The 24,942-nt window shown below is 60.3% G+C and carries 16 protein-coding genes; 11 read left to right on the top strand and 5 right to left on the bottom strand.

All coding sequences use genetic code 11. The annotated features are described in order from the left end of the window. The first annotated feature begins 14 nt into the window (after positions 1-14). Complete coding sequence (locus NKJ09_RS03925; RefSeq protein WP_352493867.1) at positions 15-539, top strand: GNAT family N-acetyltransferase; 525 nt, start codon at positions 15-17, stop codon at positions 537-539. A 208-nt stretch (positions 540-747) separates the two neighbouring features. Next, positions 748-2,133, top strand: coding sequence for a hypothetical protein (locus NKJ09_RS03920; RefSeq protein ID WP_352493866.1), 1,386 nt, complete (start codon positions 748-750; stop codon positions 2,131-2,133). 549 nt (positions 2,134-2,682) lie between these two features. On the opposite strand, the gene NKJ09_RS03915 is transcribed toward NKJ09_RS03920, so the two are convergent. Together NKJ09_RS03915 and NKJ09_RS03910 are read right to left on the bottom strand one after the other, a co-directional pair. Continuing rightward, positions 2,683-5,154: an adenylate/guanylate cyclase domain-containing protein gene (locus NKJ09_RS03915; RefSeq protein WP_352482326.1), complete on the bottom strand. Its 2,472-nt coding sequence runs from the start codon at positions 5,152-5,154 to the stop codon at positions 2,683-2,685. A gap of 80 nt (positions 5,155-5,234) precedes the next feature. Next, the gene (locus tag NKJ09_RS03910; RefSeq protein ID WP_352493865.1) at positions 5,235-6,329 is read right to left on the bottom strand and encodes a branched-chain amino acid ABC transporter substrate-binding protein; all 1,095 of its coding nucleotides are present in this window, start codon (positions 6,327-6,329) and stop codon (positions 5,235-5,237) included. 279 nt (positions 6,330-6,608) lie between these two features. Between NKJ09_RS03910 and NKJ09_RS03905 the strand changes: the two genes are divergently transcribed. After that, a complete protein-coding gene (locus NKJ09_RS03905) occupies positions 6,609-9,908 on the top strand; it encodes an ATP-binding protein (RefSeq protein WP_352493864.1) in 3,300 nt (1,099 codons plus the stop codon). Between the two features lie 19 nt (positions 9,909-9,927). Continuing rightward, positions 9,928-10,608 carry a redoxin domain-containing protein gene (locus tag NKJ09_RS03900; RefSeq protein ID WP_023716514.1) on the top strand — a complete coding sequence of 227 codons (681 nt, stop codon included), beginning with the start codon at positions 9,928-9,930 and terminating at the stop codon, positions 10,606-10,608. Positions 10,609-10,913: 305 nt separating this feature from the next. On the opposite strand, the gene NKJ09_RS03895 is transcribed toward NKJ09_RS03900, so the two are convergent. Continuing rightward, the gene (locus NKJ09_RS03895) at positions 10,914-13,886 is read right to left on the bottom strand and encodes a trifunctional glycosyltransferase/class I SAM-dependent methyltransferase/polysaccharide deacetylase (RefSeq protein ID WP_352482329.1); all 2,973 of its coding nucleotides are present in this window, start codon (positions 13,884-13,886) and stop codon (positions 10,914-10,916) included. Between the two features lie 81 nt (positions 13,887-13,967). Continuing rightward, a complete protein-coding gene (locus NKJ09_RS03890; protein ID WP_352482330.1) occupies positions 13,968-14,099 on the bottom strand; it encodes a glycosyltransferase in 132 nt (43 codons plus the stop codon). A 410-nt stretch (positions 14,100-14,509) separates the two neighbouring features. Between NKJ09_RS03890 and NKJ09_RS03885 the strand changes: the two genes are divergently transcribed. The 5 genes from NKJ09_RS03885 (at position 14,510) to NKJ09_RS03865 (ending at position 22,082) form a co-directional block, all read left to right on the top strand. After that, positions 14,510-15,175, top strand: coding sequence for a DUF3450 domain-containing protein (locus NKJ09_RS03885; RefSeq protein ID WP_352482331.1), 666 nt, complete (start codon positions 14,510-14,512; stop codon positions 15,173-15,175). 7 nt (positions 15,176-15,182) lie between these two features. After that, positions 15,183-17,840 carry an OmpA family protein gene (locus tag NKJ09_RS03880; protein ID WP_352762334.1) on the top strand — a complete coding sequence of 886 codons (2,658 nt, stop codon included), beginning with the start codon at positions 15,183-15,185 and terminating at the stop codon, positions 17,838-17,840. A 16-nt stretch (positions 17,841-17,856) separates the two neighbouring features. Further along, entirely contained in the window at positions 17,857-18,348 is a 492-nt protein-coding gene (locus NKJ09_RS03875) for a Rab family GTPase (protein ID WP_352482333.1), read from the top strand. 3 nt (positions 18,349-18,351) lie between these two features. Beyond that, entirely contained in the window at positions 18,352-19,434 is a 1,083-nt protein-coding gene (locus NKJ09_RS03870; RefSeq protein WP_352493862.1) for an adenylate/guanylate cyclase domain-containing protein, read from the top strand. Between the two features lie 347 nt (positions 19,435-19,781). Then, positions 19,782-22,082 carry a mechanosensitive ion channel family protein gene (locus tag NKJ09_RS03865; RefSeq protein ID WP_245278482.1) on the top strand — a complete coding sequence of 767 codons (2,301 nt, stop codon included), beginning with the start codon at positions 19,782-19,784 and terminating at the stop codon, positions 22,080-22,082. 202 nt (positions 22,083-22,284) lie between these two features. Here NKJ09_RS03865 and NKJ09_RS03860 read toward each other — a convergent pair whose 3' ends face one another. Further along, positions 22,285-23,181, bottom strand: coding sequence for a LysR family transcriptional regulator (locus NKJ09_RS03860; RefSeq protein ID WP_352515650.1), 897 nt, complete (start codon positions 23,179-23,181; stop codon positions 22,285-22,287). 268 nt (positions 23,182-23,449) lie between these two features. On the opposite strand from NKJ09_RS03860, the gene NKJ09_RS03855 reads away from it, so the two are divergent. Next, entirely contained in the window at positions 23,450-24,184 is a 735-nt protein-coding gene (locus tag NKJ09_RS03855; protein WP_292208972.1) for an SDR family NAD(P)-dependent oxidoreductase, read from the top strand. Between the two features lie 158 nt (positions 24,185-24,342). Next, positions 24,343-24,942, top strand: coding sequence for an NADPH-dependent F420 reductase (locus NKJ09_RS03850; RefSeq protein ID WP_502895877.1), 600 nt, complete (start codon positions 24,343-24,345; stop codon positions 24,940-24,942).

Genomic DNA, 24,942 nt, shown 5'->3' with positions numbered 1-24,942 from the left:
TCGCCGGGAACGCCATGACCAGCACGACCTCGCCACCCTCCGAGAAAATCCAGCCGCAGCTCCGGTCCGTCCGGCCAAGCGATGCGGAGGCGCTTTGCGCTATCTTCAACATGCCGGGCTTCCGCTGGGGCACGCTCAGGATGCCTTTCGAGATGGTGGAGCAGGTGGCGCGGCGCATCGCCAAGTCCGGCCAGGAAACCACCTGGATCGTTGCCGAGCTGGACGGCAAGGTCGTCGGCCATGGCAGCCTGGTCGTGCAGGGTTCGCCGCGCCGTTCGCATATCGGCGAGATCAATATCGGCCTTGACGATGCCTTTGTCGGCAAAGGTATCGGCTCCGCCATACTTGGCGCGCTGCTTGACGTAGCCGACAACTGGCGCGCCCTGAAGCGGGTCGAATTGACCGTCTATGCCGACAACGAACCCGCCCTCCGTCTCTACAAAAGCCACGGCTTTGAGGTCGAAGGCCGGCATGTGAAGGCCGGCTTTACCGCCGGGCAGTACCACGACCTCCTGAGCATGGCCCGCCTGCGGTTTTAAGATCCGCTGGTTTGGCCTTAACTGTTTAGCCAACCTAACAATTCGTGCCGAGTCGGCGAACAGGCGGTTGCTTATGGAGAACTCCGTAGGAGACGGTCATTTCGGCTCACACCATCTTGATCGAGTTGACGATCTATGTGTGGGCCGGCCGCATCCAGCAAGTCTGGTCTCCCTTGGCGTTTGCACCGCAAGCGGCTAGACGGGACCAATGACCGCCGTCCTTGACCCAACGCCTACGCCTCCGGTGGAAATTCTGGCTGTGCTGTCGCTGCTCTGCCCGGAGGTCGTGCGCGACATCGAGCAGAACTGGAATGCACCGGTTTCCGATTACGCCCGCCATCTGTGGCGGCCGGTGGCAAGGCCTGCATCGGCCCCGGCGATCGCTGCCCGATCGATCCTGCGCGAAGTCTTGCATCAGCGCCTTGGTGTGATGATGCAGCCTGACGAGATCGGCAAGACCCTCGACGAGTTCGAGTACAGACCGGTGATTCAGTCCGGCCTGCACTGCCTGCTTCTGATGGACCGGATCACCTTCGATGCCCTCCTGCTTGCCTGGCTCGGCGCGGTCGAAAACGGGCTGTCGGCCTTCTTCGGCTTCATGGGAACGACGATGACCATGGAGACAATTGGCCGGGAGGGGCCGGGATGGCTCGATGTCGGCGACGACAAGGTCAACCTGTTTGGCATCGGGCGCCACAAACTGTGCCGCAAAAGCGCCTGCGTGGCCGGTCCCGTTTCCCTCAACAAGCGCGCGCTTGAGGCGGTGGGCGATGAAACGGATGCCAGCCGCTGGCTGGGCACACTGCTTGCCAGCCAGGACAAGGTGTTTGGAACCGCCGCCGATGCGCTGACAGCCCTCAACGAGGATCTGGTCGCCAATTGGGATCGTGCCGGCATGGCCCTGCCGGTTTTCATCGATGATCGGCTCGCCGCGGCTGCCATGGCACGGCATCTAGAACATGACGGCAGCCTTCTTTCCAGGCTGCTCATTGAACCCGCAAGACGCCAGCGTCTCGAACATGCCTTGCAAGAGGCCGCATCGAGCCCGTTTGGCAGATTCCTGCCCAATGCCACGGACTATTTCTGGGGCATCCGCGAGGAGCGCGTGCGCAAGCTCGTCCTCGAGAACGGGCACCTGATCGAGCCTGACAGGCCGCATGGTCTTTTAATCCCGTTCGAGCGGCTGCATCTCAAGCAGGGGCTGCTGGACGGCGTGCTGCTGCCGAACTTGTTCCTGACGTTCCTCGTCCTTGCCATATTGCCGCGCGTGCGGGTCGTGGGCGGCCTGAGACAGATTGGCTATGTAGCGCTTTTCCACTCGATCCTTCTGGCCGTGCTAGACGAAAACGCGCCGGAAGAGCGCGATCTGGCCGCTGAGCTGCAGGTTCGGGAAAATGCCTGGGGCATGCGGGTCATCGATGAAAAGATCTCGGTCCGGGAGCAGCTTGCCGGCCTGCCGGAAGGGGCGCTCTTCCCGGACCTGCTCCGACAATACCGTTTGCGGACATTTGCCGAGACGACCGACGACCTGAAACTGGTTCGCGAAAACGCCCGATGGCGCAAGATCGGCCGGGCAGAGATCAAGCCGACCTGAGCCTCACTTCAAGCCTTATTTCAGGTTGATTTTCTGGTGAGCAACCGCAAGCGACGGCGACTATCGGTGAGCCTCTGGCGTCTGGTCCGGCCGCTTTCCTTGACGCTGATGCGTTTTGGGATTTCGACGACGGCTTCCGCCTCGACAGTCATATGGCTTGCCTGAGAGCCGTCTGCAGTTCAAGGCCTGACCTGACATGGCCTCACCTGTCATTGCACGACACCGGCCTTGCGGAACCCGTCCACAGCGAGTTCGAAATCGGCAATGACTGCTCTATCATGCTTTCGGACGTTCGACACTGTCACGCCGAGCGGCCGCTCTGGGTCAAACTTTGCCGTTTAAGGCGGCGCCCCGGAACGGGCAACTTGCGCCATATCCGGACCTTGCCAGTGATGCCGTGAATGTTAAGTCTCGGCTCCGATGCGGACGTTCCGCCCGAGTTCAAAGACTGACCGCGACCGTTCTGTGGCCTTCGCATCGACAGCGCCAATAAGCTGCGTCCCACATCCTACTCCTTGCGTCCATGGGAGGGTCGTTGTGAACCAAGCCCTACTGCCCGGGCTTGTGGGAAAGCCGATCCAGCGCGTCTCGAAGCGCAGTGGCGGCATCGTCACGCTCGTCAGCGGACATCAGCTCCGGTTCAAGTTCCAGCCTGAAGTGCGGCAGCTCGGTTCGAACGGCGCGACAAGCGCCGGCTAGATTGGCCTTCAGATCGATGACGCGGTAGGTGGCGACGGGATAGGCGATCCCCTTGACCTGGACATGCCCCATCTCCTCACAGTCGATCGTGTTCTTCACTTGCGCAAACGTCTCGTAGGAAATGAGGACGGTCCCCGGTGGCGCCTCCTGTTCCAGGCGCGAGGCGAGATTCACGGCGCCGCCGATTATCGTGTAATCCATCCGGTCCTCGCTGCCGAAGTTACCGACAGTGCAGTAGTCGGTATGGATGCCGATGCGGCAGCGCAGCGGTGTCTCAATTCCAATGTCACGCCAGATTTCGGCAAGTTCGCTCATCCGCTTTTGCATGGTGAGAGCCATCTGCACACACGCCAGCGCGTCCTCCTTGACGCCGCGCGTCTCAGGGTCGCCGAAAAACATCAGGATCGCGTCGCCGACATATTTGTCGATCGTCGCGCCGTGATCCGAAGCAATTTTCGACATTTCCGTCAGATAGTGATTGAGGAGCTGGGTGAGATCCTCGGATTCCATTTTGTCAGTGGTCTCGGTAAAGCCGGCGATATCGGAGAAGCATATTGTCAGTTTCTTCCGCTGGCTGGCGATTCTAACGTCTTGGCGGCCGGCGAATATCGAGCTGTACACTTGCGGCGCCAGGTATTTGGCCAGCTTGTTGGAAAGCGCCTCGAGAGCCGTGGATTTCTCTGCGAGGTTCTCCTCTCGTTGCTTCAGCTCAGTGATGTCCGAATAGACCGCGACCGTGCCGCCGGCGGTGATCCGCCGCTCGCTTATCATGATCCATCGCCCGTCGCCTCGCCGCTGCACCCACGGTTCGCCTGGGTTGCGGTGCCGGGAGAGCCGCTCGGCGACCCATTCCTCGAGCCGCCCCTCGGCATCCTTGATGTAGCCGCGCTCAGCGGATCGGCGAATAATGTGCTCGAATGTCGTGCCGGGCATCAGTTCGATCGCAAGGTCGCTGTAGAGCAGTTCGCGGTAGCGGCTATTGCTGAGGACAAGCCGGTCCTCCCCGTCGTACAGCGCGAATCCCTCGGAGATACTCTCGATCGCATCGATGAGCCGTTGGCGCGCCTCAGCGACATCGCGCAGGTTCTTTTCCTCGACCTCGACTGCGGTGTCCCGGAAGAGCCTAAGCGCTTCGGCCATCCGGCCGATCTCGTCGCGGCCCGCGGCAGGCAGCGGCGCACGAAGATCGCCGCCGGCGATTGCGAACATGCTTTGGCTCACCTCTCCCAGACGGGCGAGAAGGCTACGGTCGACATAGAGCCAGACAACCAGAACGGAACTCAAGAGGGTGAGAAAGGCGGAGCCAAGGACAACTCCGGTACCGTAGCGCTGGACCGTCGCGGCTTCGAGACCGGACGCGGTGATCTCGCGGTCTGCCGCGGCGACCAGGCGATCGACGGCAGCGGTGAGACTGCGCGACAGCCGATTGTTTTCGGCCAGAAGCTTTTCGCCCTCTGCGAGCACTGCTAGCTCGTCCTTGCGCGCCTTCGGGATGCTGTTCCCGCCGTCGATCAATGCCTTGAACTCGCCGACCCGCTGTTGGAAACGGGTTCGCAGCCTCTCGTCGATCTCGGTGGAAACCGTGTCGAGAACGGCGAGCGACCGGCGCAGCGGAAACAGGATCAACGTCAGATCGTCTGGCGTTGGCGCGTCCGTCGTCTTGACCAGCACGTCATTGACCGCCGATATCTCCTGCTGCGCTTTCTGCTGCGGAATGTAGGCCGCAATTGCCTGGACCAGGTCGGCCGCCGCCGCCGCACCGCGATCCGGCGCGAGCGAGGTGTCGGCTGTAACCGCCTGCCATTGCTGGAGCTTGGAATTCATCACGAGGATACCGGGCGCCACAAGACGCTGGCTTGCATTTGTCGTAGCCGACAAGCGGCGTAACAGTTCTTCTTTGCGCGCCACCACTGTGAGGCGGGCGACAACAAGGTCGTCGAGGGCGTTGAGGTTGCGCCGCAGACCAAGAACTGCAGCCTCGATCTCAGCCACCACCGCCGTGCTAAGCGTGGCACCTTTGAGTGCGGCAAGCAGTTCCTCGAGGCGCGTCATCTCGACCCCGACCGCGGCGGAAACCTCGCCGTGCTGAGCTTTGCTGGTCGAAGTAAGTACGGCGGGCGCAGAGGCGGCTACCCGCTCTGCCTGGCGCGACAGCTGGAGGGACGCGAGCGCCAACGGTACCCGATCCTTGGTGATGCGGTCGACGACCTCTCCTACCTGGAGGAAGGCATAGAGAGCGGCCGCTGTCGCGAGTACGGCGAAGGTGCTGATGCCGAAAAAAGCGAGCAACAGACGGCCACGTATGCCGAAGCGTTCAAGCATAACGGCGACACATAGCTCTGAACGGTCCAGCTAACTCGATCTCCATCAGCTGTCTCAAGCGGCGACGGCATCGGCGGTGCTTATTCGACCGGCACGTACTCTCCACCTCGCCAGACGTACCATACCCAGTTTTGGCTCGTGAGATCGCCCTTGTTGTCAAAGTCGATACGGCCCAACACAGTATCAAATTGATTGCCGCGCAGCGCCGCTATCACGGCTTGGAGCTCTAGTGAGCCGGCCTTGTCCACTGCCTGCGACCAGGCCTGGACGGCGGCGTAACTGAGCAGCGTGTAGCCTGCGGGCTCGAAGTTTTCAGCCCGGAACCGCTCGACGACCGAGGCGGCTTCGGGATTTCGGCGAGCGTCCGCGGGGAACGTGAAGAGGGTACCCTCAGCCGCGGGGCCGGCGATCAAAGCAAATTCCTCGGTCGCCATGCCATCGCCTGAGACTAGCTGAACCGTGTAGCCGCGGTCGCGCGCAGCGCGAACGATGAGTGCGACCTCGGCATGATATCCGCCGACATATGCCACGGCGATGTTCGCAGCCTCTAGCGCAGCGATCTCGGCCGAATAGTCGTTCTTCGCGGGTGTGTATTCCTCGTAGATCGCTTCGACTACGCCGCGCTTGTTCAGCTGTTTTCGAGTCTCGTCAGCAAGACCCTTTCCATAAGTGGTGCCGTCATGAAGGATCGCAATCTTGCTGTTGCTCCAATGCTCGGCCAGGTAGTTGCCGGCCACGATCCCCTGCGTGTCGTCGCGACCAATGACTCGAAAAACGTTGGCGCGGCCTTGTTCAGTCAACAGCGGATTGGTTGATCCTGGTGAAATCTGCAAAACGCCCGCCGCCTCGTACACCTTCGATGCTGGGATCGAGGCTCCAGAGCAGTAGTGCCCGACGACGAGCACCACACCATCACCCACCAATTTCTGGGCTGCGGCGACCGCTTGCTCGGGATCACAGAAGTCGTCGGCCGTGATGAGCCTCATCTGCTGGCCGAGTACGCCACCCGTCGCATTGATGTCGGCCACGGCCATCTCGGCGCCACGCTGCGCCTGCTCGCCGAACCAGGCGAGCCGTCCCGTCATCGCAGATGAAACCCCAATCAGCACCTCCGCCCGCGCGGAGCTGAACGCGGCCGCGAGAACTAAGATCGCCATGGCGATGATGCGGTGCATGTGTGCACCCCCTTAACTGTAGCTTACGCCAATCCCGTCAGAGCCGACAGCCCCTTCGGCAAGCGCGGCTGTCTCGGCGGCGTTCGCGGATCCGACAACTATTGCGCCTTCAACAATGCCTGCCCGCAGCGCCCTGCCACCGGACCCACACTGATCGCTCGATGCCCATTTGCGCTCCCGCTTGCCGGTCGACGACTATCGGTGCATCCTTGCGAATAGCCTGGCCGTGAAGTGCGTGGCGAGGTCACGCCGGGACGGCCTCTAGTGAGGTCTTGTTCGATGGACTGCTCGGGCTGCGGTTTCGAGGTTGAGGGCGGTTACGCCTTCTGTCCGAGGTGTGGCAGGCGCCAGCCCGTGCCATGCGCCAGTTGCGGCTACCCCTGCGCACCTGATTTCGAGTTCTGTCCGAAATGTGGGGCAAACGTCGGTGCGCCCGCAAAAGTCGTCGAACGGCCTGCTCCGACACCAAGCCGGACCATTGTGCCGCCTTCTCGAACTCCATCGATGCTTCCGGACATCGAAAGCGAAGAAGGGCTGCATCCCTTCTCTGACGCCGATCGCCGGACGGTAACGGTCCTGTTCGCCGACCTTTGCGGCTTCACGACGCTCAGCGAGCAGCTCGACCCCGAGGTCATGCAAGTGCTGCAGAACAAACTGTTCAAGGAATTGACGGCGGCCGTGCGAAACTTTGGTGGTTTCGTCGACAAATTCATCGGCGATGCACTGCTCGCGTTGTTCGGTGCGCCGGTCGCGCATGAGGACGATCCCGAACGTGCGCTTCGCGCCGCTCTCGACATGATCGCCCGGACGGCGCGGCTCGGCGAAAGCACCCCCCACTCCGGCTCGCCTCTGTTGCTCCACATCGGCATAAACACTGGTCCGGTCGTTACTGGCGGATTGGGCATCGGCACCGCCAAATCCTATTCGGTGACCGGCGACACAGTGAATACGGCGCAACGCCTGCAATCGCTGGCCGCACCGGGTGAGGTGCTGGTAGGCGAGCTCACTCACAGACTGACCCGGCATGCCTTCTCTTACGAGTCGCTGGGTGATGTCGTGTTTCGCGGCAAGGCTGGCAGTGTGCTCGTCCATCGACTGGATGCACCGCTTGCGACGCCGCGTGCAGCGCGTGGGCTCGAGGCGCTCGGCCTCAGTGCGCCGATAATAGGTCGTGGTGCGGAGCTCAGTAGAATGATGGCGAGCCTTGACCAGGCGTGCAGCGGCTCGGCCCAACTCGTCCGCCTCGTCGGAGAAGCCGGTATCGGGAAATCGCGGCTGGTGAAGGAGTTCGTCGCCCGCGTCGGCGACGAGGATCGTTTTCGCAACGTCGCCGTGCGGCTGGCCACGTGCTCACCGCTGGGCGAACAATCATTTGGCGCCTTGGGCGCAGTGGTGCGCAGCGCTGCCGGGATGATGCAAAACGACAATGGGGACGAAATGCGGGGGAAGCTCGCAGGCTTGCTTACCGATCTCGGCCTGCAGGGCGAGGAGGCGAAGCGGCTGATGCCTTTGCTCTACCATGTGCTCGGCCTTGGCGACCCCGATGCCACCTTGCAGCATGTCGAACCCGAGCAGCTGCGGCGGCAAATTCTCTACGCAGTCCGCACAATCATCGAACGGCGGCTTGCGTTGTCGCCGCTGTTGATTGTCGTCGAAGACCTGCACTGGGCCGACGCCGTGTCGCTTGAGGCACTACGTTTCGTGATGGACAGGTTGGAGCGCACGCGGTTGATGTTGCTGGTCACGCATCGTCCGGCGCCGGATAACGACCAGCTCGACTCAAGTCGGGTCAGTCACACAGCGCTCAGGCTTCCGCCGCTCAGCAGTGATGACGGACGCAGCCTGCTGGCGGCGCTTTTCGGCGAGAGCTGGGTAAACTCCGCAGGAGGGCTTCTCGACCAGATTCTCGAGCGCGCGGGCGGCAACCCCCTTTTTTTAGAGGAGATCGTTCGCGGCCTTATCGATCGCGGTGTACTGATGCGAGAGGGCCAGCGATGGCGGACTGTGGCAGGCGAAGTCGCAACCGGCATCCCCGCCACTATCCAGGCAATGTTGCTTGCCCGCGTCGACCGGCTGCCCCAAGAGGTGCGCCGGTTGGCCCAGGAGGCCGCGGTAATCGGCCCGCGCTTCGATGCCACACTTCTGAAAACTGTGACAACCGACCCCGGCCGGCTCGAAGCCGGCTGCGAACTGCTTTGCGATGCGGAAATCATCGAGGAAGTTGCCGGATCAGGCTCGGTCTCGTCGCAAAGCTACCGCTTTACGCAAACATTGCTGCAGGACGTGATCTACCAGAATCTACTCCTGCAACGGCGGACCGACATCCACGGGCGGGTCGGAGCTGCCTTGGAGCAACTGTGCGGCGACAAGCCGGAGCGGCTCGAGGATTTGACCGTGCTCGGTCATCATTTCGCACAGAGCGCCGAGCGGGAGAAGGGCGCGCATTACCTGCAGGCGGCGGGCGATCGCGCTCGCATGATATACGCCAACGACGACGCCCTTCGTTTCTACGAGCGAGCACTGACTGCGTTGGGCGCGATCGGGCAAACACCGCTCAAACTGGCAATTGCAGAGCGCATTGCCGATTTGAGCGGCCCGGCAGGCCGCCGCGAGATCGCGCACCACCATTACGAAACGGTGTTGCAGGTATACCGCGAGTCGGCCAATCGCGTCGCGTCGGCGCGAGTTTTACGCAAGATCGGTCGGCTGCTCTGGGACGTCGGCAAGCGGGACGACGCAGAATCCCGCTATGCTGAAGCGGCAGCGCTCCTCGATGGAGCGGATGCCCCGATCGAGCAGGCGCATCTCTGGCAAGAACGTGGCCGACAGGCGTTCCGTAGCGGAGATCACGCTCTCGCGGCAAAATGGGCAGACGCGGCGCTGGATTGCGTACGCACTCTGACAACGGAGCATGTCTCCGAGGTAGGGCGTGATGCCACCCTTGTGACCGCCGAGGCACTCAATACCAAGGCTGTTGCGCTGGCTCGCCTTGGGCGAAACCGTGAGGCCGTGCGTCAGGTTGAGCATAGCATTGAATTGGCCGAAGCCGCCGGTCTACTGGGCGCGGCCTGCCGCGGCTACACCAATCTCGGCGTGCTTTACACGACCATCGATCCGGCGCACGCGATGGAGGTCTGTCGGCGCGGTCTTGAAGTGGCGCGCCATATTGGTGATTTGGGTTTCCAGGCGCGCCTCCTCGCCAATCTGGCGGTCGCTTGTTGTACTTTCACGGATCGCTGTCCAACGGAGGGCGTACCTGCTGCCGAGAAGGCCATCGAGATCGACCGGGCGCTCGACCAGCGCGAGCACCTGCCGGTGCCGTTGATCGTGCTTGGGCAGATCCACCAGTGCAACGGGCGTCCGGAGCTGGCGGTTGGCTTGTTCCACGAAGCACTGGACGTAGCCCGCGAAACGGGCGAACCCCAACTGCTGTTTCCGTGCTATGATGGTCTTGCAACGCTTAATCTCGACCTCGACAATCTGGCCGAGGCCGAACGCTACTTTTCCCTGGCGCAGGGTATATGCGCCCAGCACGGGCTCGACCCGGAAGCGCTTGTGGTGCTGCCTTTTCTCGACTAGCCGGGGTTGGAGGTGGAAAATGTCCGCGCGTAGTGACTTGGTACCGCTTCAACCGGGCGACCGTGCGCCGAACTTGATACTCGACGCCATTACCCAGGAAGGCAAGATCGCGCTTGACGACTTTCGCGGCCAAAAGCCGGTGCTGGTCGGCCTGTTTCGAGGTCTGCATTGTGCGTTTTGCCGGCGCCATATCGCCGCCCAGGCGCGGCTTGATCCGGAGCTGCGCGAAAAGGGCGTGGAGAGCCTGACGGTGGTCAACACGCCAATCGAACGGGCGCGTCTCTATTTCCGCTACCATCCGATGCCGAATCTGCTTGCGGCCTCCGACCCTGAACGCGCTTCACATCGTGCTTTTGGACTGCCCAATCTCGAATTCACCCAAAACGAGACGAACTGGCCGTACAAGGTCTCGATGGCAGCGGCAAAGGATATGCGGGTCGATATACCAGGCGAGTTGCCCGGTCCTATGGACCCCATTGCGGCCAGCGAAATCCTTAATAAGAGGGACCATTACGAACTGACCGAAGCCGACGAGCAGATGATGGCAACGGGACACGGACAACTGGTCGGTCAGTTCCTACTGGATCGGCAGGGGATCGTCCGCTGGAGCTTCACGGAGGTTCCAGAGGGCGGGCGATACATGTTTGGGGCGCCAAGCCCGCAGGAGCTGATGTCAGCCGTGTCCCAAGTGGCCCAATAGACTTGCGAACGAGGTAAACGGGCGCGGCACTGAACAAAAAGCGGAACCAATTTGTTACAAATCTAACATTGGCCTCGACGAGCCAGAATGTACGGTCCTGGCAATGCTTTCTGTCGCCTCTGGACTAGCGATGTCCTCTGTGGATGGCTCCTGTATCGTGGGGTGGCTGCGACAGCACCCCTTCCAACCGTCAGAACGCTGTCGTCAACAACAACAATCTCGAAAGAGCGCGCAGCTGCGGAGCGTCTCGTCGATTGTATCTTGCGCATTGTGAGCGGGAATGATGACACTGACAAGCTCACCGTTCATTCGAGCACGGCCTCGATACGGGCAACAAAGTAATCGAGCGAGCGATCCCCGCGAATCTCGATCCGCGGAAGGTCGATGGGATCGCAATCGAGGTCCGCCGGCCCGTGTCTGCCGCCGAAGCCGATCCGATAGCCGCACTCCTTGGCCAGCCTGCCAAGCCGTCGGTCGGTGACCGAGAAGGGTGCCGCGAACGCCGTGGTTGGCCGACCGGTCCACCGTTCGATGAACATACGAGAGCGCAGGAGTTCGGCGGCCAAGTCAGAGCTCGACAGACCATCGATCGCGCGATGCGTCGCCAGATGGCTTCCGAAGAACGCACCTTCGCCGGCGAGGCGTCGCACTGTCCTGGCGTCCATAAGCTGCGTCGGCGGGCCACTGTAGGCGTCCCACTGTGCACTTTCACCCACCAGGTCCGTCACCAGGAACACTTCCGCGGTCAGGTCGTTCGCGCGCAAGGTCGGCCAGGCATGGTCGGCAAAGTTCTGGAAGCCGTCATCGAAGGTGATGAGCACTGGGCGGCCAACGAAAGGCTGACGGTTGGCGATGAACCATTCCAGCTGCTCGGACCTAATCGCGTGAAAGCCATTGGCGCGCAGCCATGCCATCTGGCTGGCGAATGCGGCGGGCGTGAGCCGAAAACGGGCGAGCGCGGCTGGACCTTCATCGGAGACGCTGTGATACATGAGGACAGGGATACGCTGTCGCCGCTCGCTACGTGCGACGTCGCGGCGCAAGGCCCGCGCCCCGCCCCAGACGATTTTCCGCGCGACCCCGATTTCGACGGGCGCGCGGATTGGCACGTGATCAATCATCGGTTCCGTCGCCACGTCGCCTGGTGACAGGCGGCGGAAGCGGTCTATGCGGTAGAGCTCGGTCTGGATCGATTGCTCGAGGACGAGGCCGTCGGTCGCTGCCAGCGTCTCTGAGATCGCTTGTGCACCGAATGTGTTCCAGTCGAAGCCCGTCCTTTCGATATTGTCACGTAGCACGAACGCGTGTGCGCTGATGAAACTGCCGCCAGGCGCCAACGCCTCAACGAGTTTTTTGGCGATGCGCCGCAACTCGGCGAGATCATCCAGGTAGTAGAGCACTTCCGAACAGACGATCAGATCCATCTCACCCGGCAGCGTGTCGGCGGAGAAATCCAGTACGCCGAACTCAACGTTCGGCTGATCGCCGCATCGCGCGCGCGCCCGCCCGATGGCTACGGCGGAGATGTCAGTTGCGGTCAAATGGCCCACCCGCGGCGCCAGCTGACGCGTGAAGTGGCCCTCCGCGCAGCCCAGCTCAAGCGCCCGTCCGATGGGACCGGCAGGCAAAATTTCGAGCTGCCGCTCATATTTTTCCTGCTCATAGGGCGAGCCGTAGTTCCAGGGATCCTCGGTCGCGAAATGGCGATTCCAGAAAGACGTGCGATCATTGTCGTGCCCATCCGCGGCCCGTGCACGGCGCGGCGCTGCAAGAGGCTCTTTAGTTTCGGCGCTCGACCCAACCAGCGCCTGCGCTTCCGCGGCCAATCCCGCGAGTTTGCCGAAATGGCTGTCCCGATCAGACCCGCGTCCCGCTATGGACAACAATGCCTCGGCTGCAAATATGTCTGACTTGTCGGCACCGACGCCCTTTTGCGGTGCATGCATAGGCGATCGCCTCGCAAGCGGCGCGGCACTGTGCATAAGCCGCTCAGGGGGCACGAAATTCAGGATCAATTCAGTCCAATGACGCCTTGTCACTTTCCCGAGTACGCCGAACTGTACGAAAGCCTCGATCTGGCCATCCATCATCAGATAGGCATAAATTTGATCGATTCCTTCCGGAAGTTCGATCGAGGTCGGATTTCGAGCGTCGACGCGAATTCCGAGTGTCCGCGCCAGTCTGCGCGGTGCGGCAAGGTCGTCGAAGTCGAGAAGCATTTGCTCAAGGTGATACTGGACGCGGCGACCCGCTACGGGATCGTCCCAGACCTTGCCGAGTTCGATGATCAATTCGGTGAGGGAGCCGCCGAACCTGTCCCACCTGGCAGCCAATTGCGCTGGCACCGACAGGCTTCCTGCCATAAGGCCATCGAAGACCACCTTGGCGATCTCACGCGCCCACTTACGTCCTGGCGGGAGCGCGCGCAGGGACTGCGGGTTGATCGAGGCCGAGCCGCAGCCGCAATCCGACGCGGCGTTCCACAACGCGAACCATGCGAGTGCTTCGGAAGCGGTGCGGCCGTTCGCCTCGATCGCTCCATTGGCGTGAGCCGATGCTGGGTGTTTGACCCTGGGATCAGCAGAAAAACCGCGGGTGATCACGATTTCCGCATCCGCCAGCATCTGCGTCGAATTGCGGCTGAGCGAGTTGGGGCTGATCCGACGGAAAGCGAGCGGCTCGTCGACCATCACCCAATTTTTGCCTAGACGTGCGAGGCGCTGCCACAGATCCCAGTCCTCGCAGGTGCGCAGCGACACATCGAAACCGCCCAACTCGACAATTGTCTCCCGGTCGACCAGCAGCGCGTGAATGGCGATGGCACACCGGCGGGCGAATGTCTCGAAGGGGTGGATCGCAACGTCCGTTGTGATGCTCGACGGGGTGAGTTCGCCATCGGGCATCACGCGCCGGGAACCGCAATAGGCGGCGACCGCATCGGGCGCGGCTTCAAGTGCGGCCAGCATTTTAGCAAGGAAGCTGGCATCCACCCAATCGTCCGCATCCAGAAACATGAGCCAGTGGCCGCGTGCTGTCGCCATCCCGCTATTGCGCGCGCCGGCGGCGCTATGCGCGCATGAGCTCAACATCCGAAATCGGGCATCGTGCTGCACATAACCGGCGATGATCGCGGGGGTGCGGTCCGTGGAGGCGTCGTCGACGATGATCGCCTCCCAATCCACAATTTCCTGATCGAGAAGGCAATCGAGTGCGCGCGCCAGCGTTACCTCCGCGTTGTGCGCAGGAACCACGATTGAAACCAAGGGATTATGCGCCACGCCGTCTTACCCGCGCCTGGTTCGAAGGTAGCACAAGATGCGTCGATCTTTCTCGGCGTAGGCCGTCACAATCGACGCCAATCAGTCCGTCGACCCATCGTCTACCACGACTATATCCAGTATCTGGTAGGTCTGCCGGCGGATGCCGGCGAGCGCTGCGCCGACGGTTTGCTCGGCATTGACCCTCGGTACCACACCGCCTTGCGGTAGCATTTTCCTGGATCATCGAGCTTTCGTTTTCTTCGGCAAGAGTCGGCGAATGTCAAAACCGGATGACGGCATCGGCTGGCAGCACTGCCCTGTCAAGATCGGGGCGAATTAGAGGCAGGCGAAAAAGACTTGAAGACAGGCCGAATGGCAAGCGCGCATGCCCGACGGCTTAGAACTGAGGCCGATGCGCTGGGGCATTTCCTTTCGCGCATTTCATCTGCAAAAAGATGATCGCGGGCGAGACGGGAGCGTAAGCTGATCCGGATCGACCCCCATGTCGAAATCTACCCGAATGGGGACGCACGAACCGACTTAAGCCGAGAAGATTCCGGCTTGCGGGTTGGCTATTTTGCTGACATGTTTATCAGTTGCTAAATTAGCGCTGTGACAATGTTCAAAAGAAGGGGCATGGGATGGCCAAGGAATCTTCGAGTACCGCTTCTTCGGCAAATAAAGCGGACGCAAATCTGATAAGTAATGCAGACGGAAACGGGCTGACCTTCATGGCGGGCCAGGCTCGCGAGAGCGGGGCCCCCGGCGACGCTGTAGGTGTCGACAAGATACGTGATCTGCTGTTCGGCAACCAGATGCAGGACTATGACCGCCGCTTTTCCAAGCTTGAAGAACGGGTCTTGCAGCGCTTCAAGGATGTCGAATCCGAGGCCAAGCGCAATCTTGAAATGTACGAGTCAAATGCAAAGAAGCAGGTCGACTCGCTTGCGGCACAATTGCGGAACGAAAAAGACGCGCGAGCCGACGCCGACAAGGAGATTGACCGGAATCTTCGCGAGCAAAATCAGGCGCTTGAAAAGCAGGTGCGCGCGTTGTCGGATCAGTTGAGCGAGCTTGAGCGCGAAGTTGCGGACCGGATAAATCGAAACGACCATTTGCTGCGTGAGGAAATCAAGCAAAAGAATGAAAGCATTCAGATGCTGATGGAGAAAATGTTTTCCGATCTCGGCAATGTCAAGACCGACCGAAATCTTTTGGCTGGCCTGTTTGTCGAGGTTGCAAAATGCTTAAATCAGGATCCCGTCGGCAGCAAGAGCAACTCGGAGCGTAGCTGGAAAGTGAGTTGATCGGAACTTGACGTCAACCGTCGACCCAATCAGCCTTCCTCAAAGAACAGCTTCGAACGATACAGAGATTGATCGCGAGGCTCTGGCTCGCCTTTTGATCGAAATTGCCCGGAACGTTGATCCGGACTATCGTGCGCGTCTCGACGGAATCCCGACCGCCGATCCTCGCATGGAAACGCTTCGCCAGTTGCTGGTCGGTCGCGAAATTTCGGAGCTTTCACGAGTTACGCACCTGCTCGACGAACCCGAACAGCTTGCGGCTGCACTGGGGAGCGTTCTCCCCAGTGCAGCCGCACGTGCGCTTCATGCGCAACTCGGAGAGGCCCTTGCGCCGGCTGTCGAGAGGGCCGTGCAACGGTCCATCCAGAAGAGCCCGCGTACGCTTACGGATATATTGTACCCGGTGTTTCTGCCGGCTATTCGCAAGTCGATCGGCGAAAAGATCGACCAAACCTTTCAATCGCTGAATGAAACTTTAAGACATATATTTACCTGGCATGGACTCAAGTGGAGACTTGAAGCTTGGAGAACAGGAGCAAGCTTCTCAGAAGTTGTTCTTAAGCATTCTCTTGTCTATCGTGTGGAACACGTCTTCCTCATCAATCGCAATTCCGGGCTTTTGATAGCGCATGTAACTGCCGATAATGCAACTAGCGAAGATCCTCAACTCATTTCTTCTATGCTTAGTGCAATTCAAGATTTTGTAAAAGACTCATTTAACGAGAAAGAACAGAGCGGCCTGGACACTATTCGTTTCGGGGAGCTTCGTCTCTGGTCGGAAGTTGGACCGTTTGCGACCTTGGTTGCGGTGATCCGGGGAAATCCGCCGGAGGAATTACATGAAATAATTCGCGATGTATTGCTTCGCATCCATGATGAATGCTCACAGGCTCTAGAGCAGTTTGACGGCGACAGTTCGCAGTTGGCCGGCGTAGAGACGCAGTTGCAGACCTGCGTTGAACTGAAGCAGGAGGAATCAAACCAGGGATTTCCGTGGCTGGTAGTGGCTGCAGTCCTGCTGGTTTTGATTCCCGCAGGCGGTTGGTTCTTTCTTTCCTGGCAATCCGGGCAGCGCTGGCAGGCGTATGTGTCGCGACTGGGGACCCAGCCGGGCATCATCGTTGCCGAACAAAAGGTGCGCGATGGCCAATTCTATATTGCCGGCCTGAGAGACCCGCTTGCCGCCGACCCGCAGTCGCTGTTGGCCGGAACGCAGGTCGATCCTGCCCGCGTTCATTCACGCTGGCAATTCTATCAGAGCCTTGATCCGGAGTTCGTGTTGAAGCGGCTGATGGTGTCGCTGACCCCGCCGAAATCGGTTCGGCTTTCGATCGTCAATCATCGCATCGTTGCCGAGGGTGAGGCTTCCGACAGCTGGATAGATCGCGCACGCGCAGCGGCCCGACAGCTTTCGGCAGGCGGACCGGAATTCGACATCTCCAGAGTTCGTGATGTGAGCCCCGAAGCACGCGCGGCGGAGCACTGGCAGACTTATGTGTCGCGACTGGAGGCCCAACCGGGAATCATCGTCGCCCAACAAACGGTGAGGGGCGGACATTTCTATATTTCCGGCCTGAGAGACCCGCTTGCCGCCGACCCGCAGGCTCTGCTGTCCGGAACGGAGGTCGATCCCGCCCGCGTTCATTCGCAGTGGCAATTCTATCAGAGCCTTGATCCGGAGTTCGTCCTGAAGCGGCTGATGGTGTCGCTGACCCCGCCGAAATCGGTTCGGCTTTCGATCGTCGAGGATCGCATCGTTGCCGAGGGTGAGGCTCCCGACACCTGGATAGATCGGGCGCGCGCAGCGGCCCGACAGCTTTCGGCAGGCGGACCGGAATTCGACATCTCCAAGGTTCGTGATGTGAGCCCCGAAGCACGCGCGGCGGAGCACTGGCAGACTTATGTGTCGCGACTGGAGGCCCAAGCGGGCATCATCGTCGCCCAACAAACGGCGAGGGGCGGACATTTCTATATTTCCGGCCTGAGAGACCCGCAGGCCGCCAACCCGCAGGCTCTGCTGTCCGGAACAGGGGTCGATCCTGCTCGCGTTCATTCGCAGTGGCAATTCTATCAGAGCCTTGATCCGAAGTTCGTGCTGAAGCGGCTGATGGCGTCGCTGAGTCCGCCGGATTCGGTACGGCTTTCGATCATCAAGGATCGCATCGTTGCCCAGGGTGAGGCTCCTGCCGCCTGGATAGATCGGGCGCGGGTCGCCGCCCAACAGCTGTCCGCGGACGGACGCTCTCTAGAAATCTCCGAGCTGCGTGAGTTGACCCCTCCGGAACTCACTCATTTGAGGGAGGCTATTCAAGCGGTCGACATTTTCTTCGATTCTGGCAAGGCTGTACCGGGACCAGAGCAACTGCCGGTTCTCGACAAATTGGCGAATCAGTTGAAGCAATTGGCCAAGGACGCCCGCAAGGCAGGCGTAACAGCACAGTTCATGTTGACCGGCCATTCGGACGAGACGGGCCGTGAAACGGCCAAATTGTCCATCAGCGCCGCGCGCGCGGAAACAGTTCGTGCGCTTCTCAAGAAGCGCGGCGTCGATCCGGAATTGCTCTTGGTTCGCGGCGCGGGCACCTTTGAGCCAGCGGAGACTGAAAATAGCCGAACCGGGAGCTCGGCCAATCGCAGAGTTTCGGTTACGGTAAACTTCCACTAGGGCGGAGCCCAGGATATTGCAAAAGAAGATCTGCATGTTGGGCGGGTTCGCTGTCGGAAAGACGAGTCTGGTTCGCAGGTTTGTGCAAAGCATCTTTTCCGAAACCTACTTGACCACGGTGGGAGTGAAAATCGACAAGAAGAGTGTCGCATTCCCGGACAAAACCGTGGATCTGATTTTGTGGGATTTGGCCGGCGAAGACGATATCGGCTCATTCCGCGTCAGCTATGTGCGAGGTGCGAGCGGGCTCGTGCTTGTCGTCGATGGAACCCGCGCCGCTACTCTTGCCGTGGCGCTCACGTTGCGCGAGCGGGCCGAGGCGGAATTCGGCGCTATGCCGTTTGTATTGCTGTTCAACAAATCCGATCTGGTCGATCGGTGGGCAATATCGGATAGTGAAATTAACGAACTGAGGCAACTTGGATGGCAAATCTATCTAACAAGTGCGCTTTCGGGTGAACATGTTGATGATGCGTTTCGTCATCTTGCTTCGATGGTTAGCAAATAGACCATGCATGAATTGCCACGAGAAGTCAGAAGCTGGATTGACGATTTCTTCGACAACGAGCACTCCGTCGCATATCTGAAAATCGACGCCCAGCTTTGCATAGCTGCGAAGGGCGGTAACGTTGAACATTACGGACTCTCATCAGTTCGCATAGGTAAGCCTGTTGCCGAGCAGCTTGAATTCATGGAAGGTTTGCTGCCCTGCCCGGAGCTTCCATATCATATGGCCATGGTCGAACTGCCCAGCGGGCGTGTCGCGGACCTCCATCTTTTTGCTGACAATGCCTGCGTGTGGCTGCTCTTTCTTGACGCCACTGCCGAACGCGACAATAGGCAGCGACTTCAACAGAAGGCTTATGAAATGACGCTCCTGCAAGAGAGGGAGCGTCAACTCAACGAGAAATTACAATCGATGAACGAGGCGTTGAGGGCGAGCCAAGAGGGATTGTCGCGTGAATACCAGCGCGCCGAAGCCCTGCTCCTCAACATTCTTCCGGCGTCTATCGCGGAGCGGCTAAAAGCGCACGAAGAAATTGCAGACAACTACGCAGAGGTGAGTGTGCTTTTTGCCGACATCGTCGGTTTTACGGAAAGAGCGCGGAACGTCGGAGCCGTGACGACGCTCGCTATTTTAAATTACTTCTTCAAGGCGGCGGATCTGCTCTCGGAGCGATACGGCTGCGAAAAGATCAAGACAATCGGCGATTGTGTGATGGTGGTCGCTGGCCTGCCCGCCGCGCGATCCGATCATGCGGAAGCCCTTGCGCACTATGCACTTGAACTGCGGAAGGCGGTTAAGCTCGAACGCTTCGCAGGAGAACCGATAAGACTCAGAATTGGAATTCACTCAGGACCAATCGTGGCGGGCGTCATAGGCAAAAGGCGGTTTGCATATGACCTATGGGGCGACACCGTTAATCTCGCCGCACGTATCCAAACGTCCGCGGAGCCCGATGAAATCCGTATTTCGGATGCAACTCACAAACTGCTTGGACCAAATTTTGCTTGCGACCCACTCGCGGAAACGGAATTGCGTGGTACAGGTCGTGTGCGAATGTGGCGGCTCCCGGGGGAAATCGGATCCTGATATCTGACGTCGCCATCGTTCTTCCCTGCACGGTCATGCGCCCAGTTTCCATCACATAGCCTCGGTCGGCGATGCCCACCGCGGCATACGCGTTCTGGCCTGGGGGATCCTGGTGCCGGGTCTTTTACGCCCAGCATCACGGATGCGCAGTTCATATAACGGCTGGAGGCTGGGCCTAGGTCGGAATGCCCTCCCCCGGCGGCTAAGTAGACACCGCGAAGTACCCGGCGTAACGGTCTGGGTCGAAACGATGACGTCTTGCACCGCAACATCGGTTTCTTCAAGGTAGGGCAACAACGGACATAGATGTCGTTGCTAGCCGATCTGACCGGAAGGTTAACAGCACGATGCCACGCATCATTCGACGATTGGGGGCCAGGAACCTGGCGCGCCTGGCACGGCGTCTCGGAGACCTGACTGCGATGTTTGCCCTGATTGCCAGGCCGCTCGTCTTTGGGATCGCCCTTTTGTTGACAGGTCAGGCACAGGCGCAGGCGCCGGCGACCGCCCCGCCTGAAAGGGTCAAACAGCTGCTCGAGCTTCTCGACGATCCATCAGTGAAGGCCTGGGTGGCCGAACAGCGAAATCAGGACGCCGGGTCAACGGGAGCGCCTGCCGAGACAGGAGCTTCGCCGACCGACGCATCGTCCGGCGCCGTGGCCGCACCCGGCCAGATGAATACGATGGCATCCTCGACGCTTGATGGGATCAGGCATCATATCGAAAGAATCGTGCGAACTTTGCCCTTGCTGCCAGGCCAGTTCGCGCGCGTTCGGGCAGAGACGATGGAGGATATGTCCAGCAAGGGGTCAGCCGCCGTATTTGTGCTGATTGCGATGTTCATCGCTGCCGGCCTGGCACTCACTTGGGCAACGTTCAAGTTCACCCGTCCATTTCGTCTTTGGATTATCGCGCAACCGAAGGATACGCCGATTGGGCGAGCCAAGAAGATTGGTGGTCGCATGCTTTATTCCAGCATGCTGATCGTCTCTTTCGCACTGGGCAGCGCCGGCGCGTTCATGTTGTTCGACTGGCCAATGCTTATCCGCGAGATTGTACTGACATTTCTGATGGCGGCAGTCGTTACATGGGGTGTGCGCATGTACGTCATGGCCATGCTCGTCCCTTCCTTCATGAATGTCGAGAATGCCGTCGAGGTTCGTGCTTTGCCGATCACCAACGAAGCGGCTGACCATTGGTCCTATTGGCTACCCCGGATCGTCGGCGTCTTCGCCTTCTTCGGCGCCGCGTTTATCCTCTTGCCAGGTCTCGGCATCGATCAGGACGGAATGATGGTCCTGTCACTGGGCGCCGACTTCGTGCTGCTGGTGCTCCTGCTGCTCGCGGTTTGGCGTCGGCCAAGAACGCAGCGAGACGGTGCGCGCCACATCGGTCACACGGAAGCGACATGGCTATTGACTGCTTATTTCGTCGTCCTGTTCCTGCAGCGCATCGCCGGCCTTTATACATACTTCTGGTTTACCTTCGCCGCATTCTTCCTGCCTTTTGCAATCGTGATGACGCAGCGCGGGGTTAATTTCGTTCTGCGACCAGGTTCGGAAGATGTCGGCCGGCCTACGATCCCGGCGGTGACGATCGCTGTCATCGATCGCGCAATCCGAATGATTTTCATCTTGGCGGCGGCTTACTTTCTCGCACGTGTCTGGGGTCTGGACATGCAATCCATGCGGGACAGCGATACGACGACGACGTTCATATTGCGCGGCTTGGTCAATGTCGTGGTCATTGCCCTAGCAGCCGATTTCGGCTGGTCGATCATCAAAGCTTTGATCGAACGAAAGCTGGGCATCGAAACACCGCACCCTGTGATCAGCGACGAGGATGTCCCGGTCCTCGATCCGCAGCAGGCGCGGCTGCACACGCTCTTGCCGATCCTCCAGAACATTCTGCTCGCATCGATCATCGTGATGGCGGTGCTTATGATGCTCGCCTCGCTGGGTATCCAGATCGGCCCGCTGATCGCCGGCGCTGGCGTCGTCGGCGTCGCCGTGGGCTTTGGGGCACAAACCATCGTCAAGGACGTCATTTCAGGCGTGTTTTTCCTGCTCGATGATGCGTTCCGTGTCGGCGAATACATTTCATCGGGCAATTACAAGGGTACTGTGGAAAGCTTTTCGCTGCGCTCGGTGAAGCTGCGCCACCATCGTGGTCCGCTGTTCACGATACCTTTCGGTGAACTCGGGGCAGTCCAGAACCAGAGTCGTGACTGGGTTATCGACAAATTCAACATCACCGTTGGTTATGACACCGATATCGACTTCGCTCGCAAGCTGATCAAGCGGATCGGCCTCGAACTGGCGGAAGATCCCGAGTTCAAACACTGGGTGCTCGACCCGATCAAGATGCAGGGCGTACAGGAGTTCGGCGAATACGGCATCGTATTGAGGGTCAAGGCCACAACCAAACCGGGAGGCGCCTTCGGTATGAAACGCAAATTCTATGTACGCCTCCGCCAAGTCTTCAAAGAGCAGGGCATCGAACTCCCATTTCCGACCGTCCAGGTCCAGGGGCTACAGAACCCACATGGGGCAGAGAATGCGCCGTTGGAGATCACACCCGAGTTGAAAATGGCCGTTGCGCAGTCGCACACTATTCGGCGCAGAAAAAAAGCCAGCACACCGGAGTAGGAAAGCTGTGACACCTGCCGGTCACAGCGTCGCTTTCCGCGCATCGCCCGTGGCAGGGATACTCTTCTATCTTCAACCGTTAAGACGAAAAAGACGGTCACGAGGCAGTCTACAACCAGAGTCCGTCCCGAGATTTACATCGGGCTGCGTAAGTTGATACAGTGGTACGTTCGAGACAGCGCCATCGGCTACCTGCCGCGCGTCAGTCACGCGATAAGGACCGTCCCGCGAGAAGCGGCGCGTACGCGGCGAGCCTGCGGGATACGAACTCGGTGAAGAGCCGCACGCGCTTCGTCTTGCGTGTCTCCCCCTGTGTGAGAAGCCAGAGCGTTCCGTACATGTGCAGGTCGGTGCCCGGCACCCTCACCAGTAGGGGGTCGGCATCTCCGACGAAGCACGGCAGTGTCGTCATCCCGAGCCCTTGCCGTACTGCAACGATCTGCGCCTCGCCGTCCGTGGTCCTGAACGGAACCCCCGTGGTACGAACCTCACCCTCGCTGGCCCAATCCGGGATGCCATGAATGCTTATGACGATCCACCGGATGGGATCAGGCGCGCCCGCACGCCACGCGGCTAGTCGATCGCGAGACATGTAGACGCCGCCGAACAGCTCCGGTCCCTTCAGGCCGTGAAGATTGAGCGGCAGGGTTTTGCGGTCGTAGACGACGCGGATCGCGACGTCGGCCTCCCGGTTGGTCAGATTTGCCAGCTCGCCGGACGACAAGATTTCCATCTCGATGTCCGGATGCAGACGCGCGAAATCGGCGAAATCCGGCATGAGCAGGTGTGTCGCGAGGGGCGGTGCCAGCGTCACCCGCAGAAGCCCGCGCACGCTCTGGTCGCGCCCGAAGACGCGCGTCTCCAGCAGGTGCGACGACACTTCCATCTGGTCCGCGAACTCGAGGACCTCCTCGCCCGCAGCCGTCAGGCGGTAGTCCGAAGGCAGCTTTTCGAACATGTGCACCCCGAGGCGTTCCTCGAGCTGGGCGACGCGTCGCAGCACGGTCGAGTGGTTCACACCGAGGCGCTCGGCGGCAGCCCGCACGGAGCCTCCGCGCGAGACGGCAAGAAAGTAGCGAACGTCATCCCAGTCGATCATGGTGCAATCCGGCACCGCGCGGTGCGCCTTCCAAAGCCCGTATTTAACACATCGAACAGCAGTACGGGCGGTCATCATAGCCTATGTCGACGAGCGCGGCCCAATTTCGAACGGCGGACGCCGATCGTCGCGGCTGGCCTCAGTCGTCCAGCCGGATCGATTTCGCACCACCGATGTGCGCGCTTCCGCACTCAACACCTGACGCCGGCGGACCCATTTCGAGGTTCTCGGAGGCAGATGCTGTCCCGACACCACGAAAGGAGAAGTCATGGGAAAGCTTGAGGGTAAGGTTGCAGTCATCACGGGTGGATCGAGCGGCATGGCGCTGGCGAGCGCCAAGCGGTTCGTTGAAGAAGGCGCCTATGTTTTCATCACGGGCCGGAGACAGGAGGCGCTGGACGAGGCCGTCAAGCTGATCGGCCGGAACGTGACCGGCGTGCGCGGCGATGCGGCCAATCTCGATGACCTCGACCGCCTGTTCGATACAGTCAAGCGGGAAAAGGGCAAGATCGACGTCCTGTATGCGAGCGCCGGCACGGGCGAAGCCGTCCCACTGGGCGAGATTACTGAGCAGCATTTCGATGCGACCTTCGGCCTGAATACGCGCGGCACGCTGTTCACGGTGCAAAAGGCGTTGCCGCTGTTCAACGATGGCGGATCGATCTTCATGACCGGATCAGTTGCTTCGGTGAAAGGTTTTCCTGGTTACAGCGTGTATGCGGCGAGCAAGGCGGCGTTGCACGCATTCGCACGCGGGTGGCTCAACGAGCTGAAGGGAAGGAATATCCGGGTGAACGTGCTGCACCCGGGGCCGATCGCCACACCGATGCAGGACCAAGTTCTCGACGAGGAGGGGAAGCGGATGTTCGAATCCCTGATCCCGCGGGGAAAGATGGGGCGTCCTGAGGAAATTGCGACGGCCGCGCTGTTTCTTGCTTCAGACGATTCGAGCTTCGTGAATGGGCTGGAGTTGTCTGTCGACGGAGGCTTCTCGGCCATCTGAAATCGCGGCGGATCGCGGGAAGCGGCTGACCGGCGGGAACTAGCGTGTCCATGATGGAACGCCGGGACGTCTACGCAAAGGACGCCACACAGTAGAACGGATAACCCAGCGCCGTTGAGGGCCGGGGAATCAAGACCAATACGGATCGGAGAAGCACTATGAGCTACGCTATTGTAGGATTCGGTAAGATAGGCCAGGCCCTCGCCCACGCCTTCGCCCGTAAAAACATCGACGTGACCGTCGCGAGCCGCCGGCCGCCCGAGGCGCTGGCGCCGCAGGCTCGGGCGATTGGACCCACGGTCGTCGCCAAGTCGCTGCGGGATGCACTCGAGGCCGACACAATCATCTTGGCGGTCCCGTTCGGGGAGCATCGCGAGGTTGCGAAGGCCCTGCCGAGCTGGAAAGGCAAGACGGTCATCGACGCGATGAACGCGTTTCCAGTCCCTGAAGAGCTGGACGGTCTCCCGTCCTCCGCCTTCGTCGCGAAGGCGTTCACCGGCGCCAAATTCGTGAAAGGGTTCAATCACCTGATTGCGGCCACCCTGGCTGCCGATCCGATCGTCGAGGGCGTGCACCGGGTCGTCTTTCTGTCGAGCGACGACGAGGACGCGACCGCTCCGGTGGCGGCCTTGGCCAAACAACTCGGGTTCGCACCCGTCAAGCTGGGAAAGCTCAACGAGGGTGGCGCGCTGGTGCACGCACGCGGCCGCACTTGGGGCCAGCTCATCTTCCAGGATTTGTTCAAGAAGGAGCAGTAA

The sequence above is a fragment of the Mesorhizobium sp. M0189 genome (genome assembly GCF_040322135.1).
Lineage (GTDB): Bacteria > Pseudomonadota > Alphaproteobacteria > Rhizobiales > Rhizobiaceae > Mesorhizobium.
This window is presented reverse-complemented; position numbering and strand designations above follow the sequence as displayed.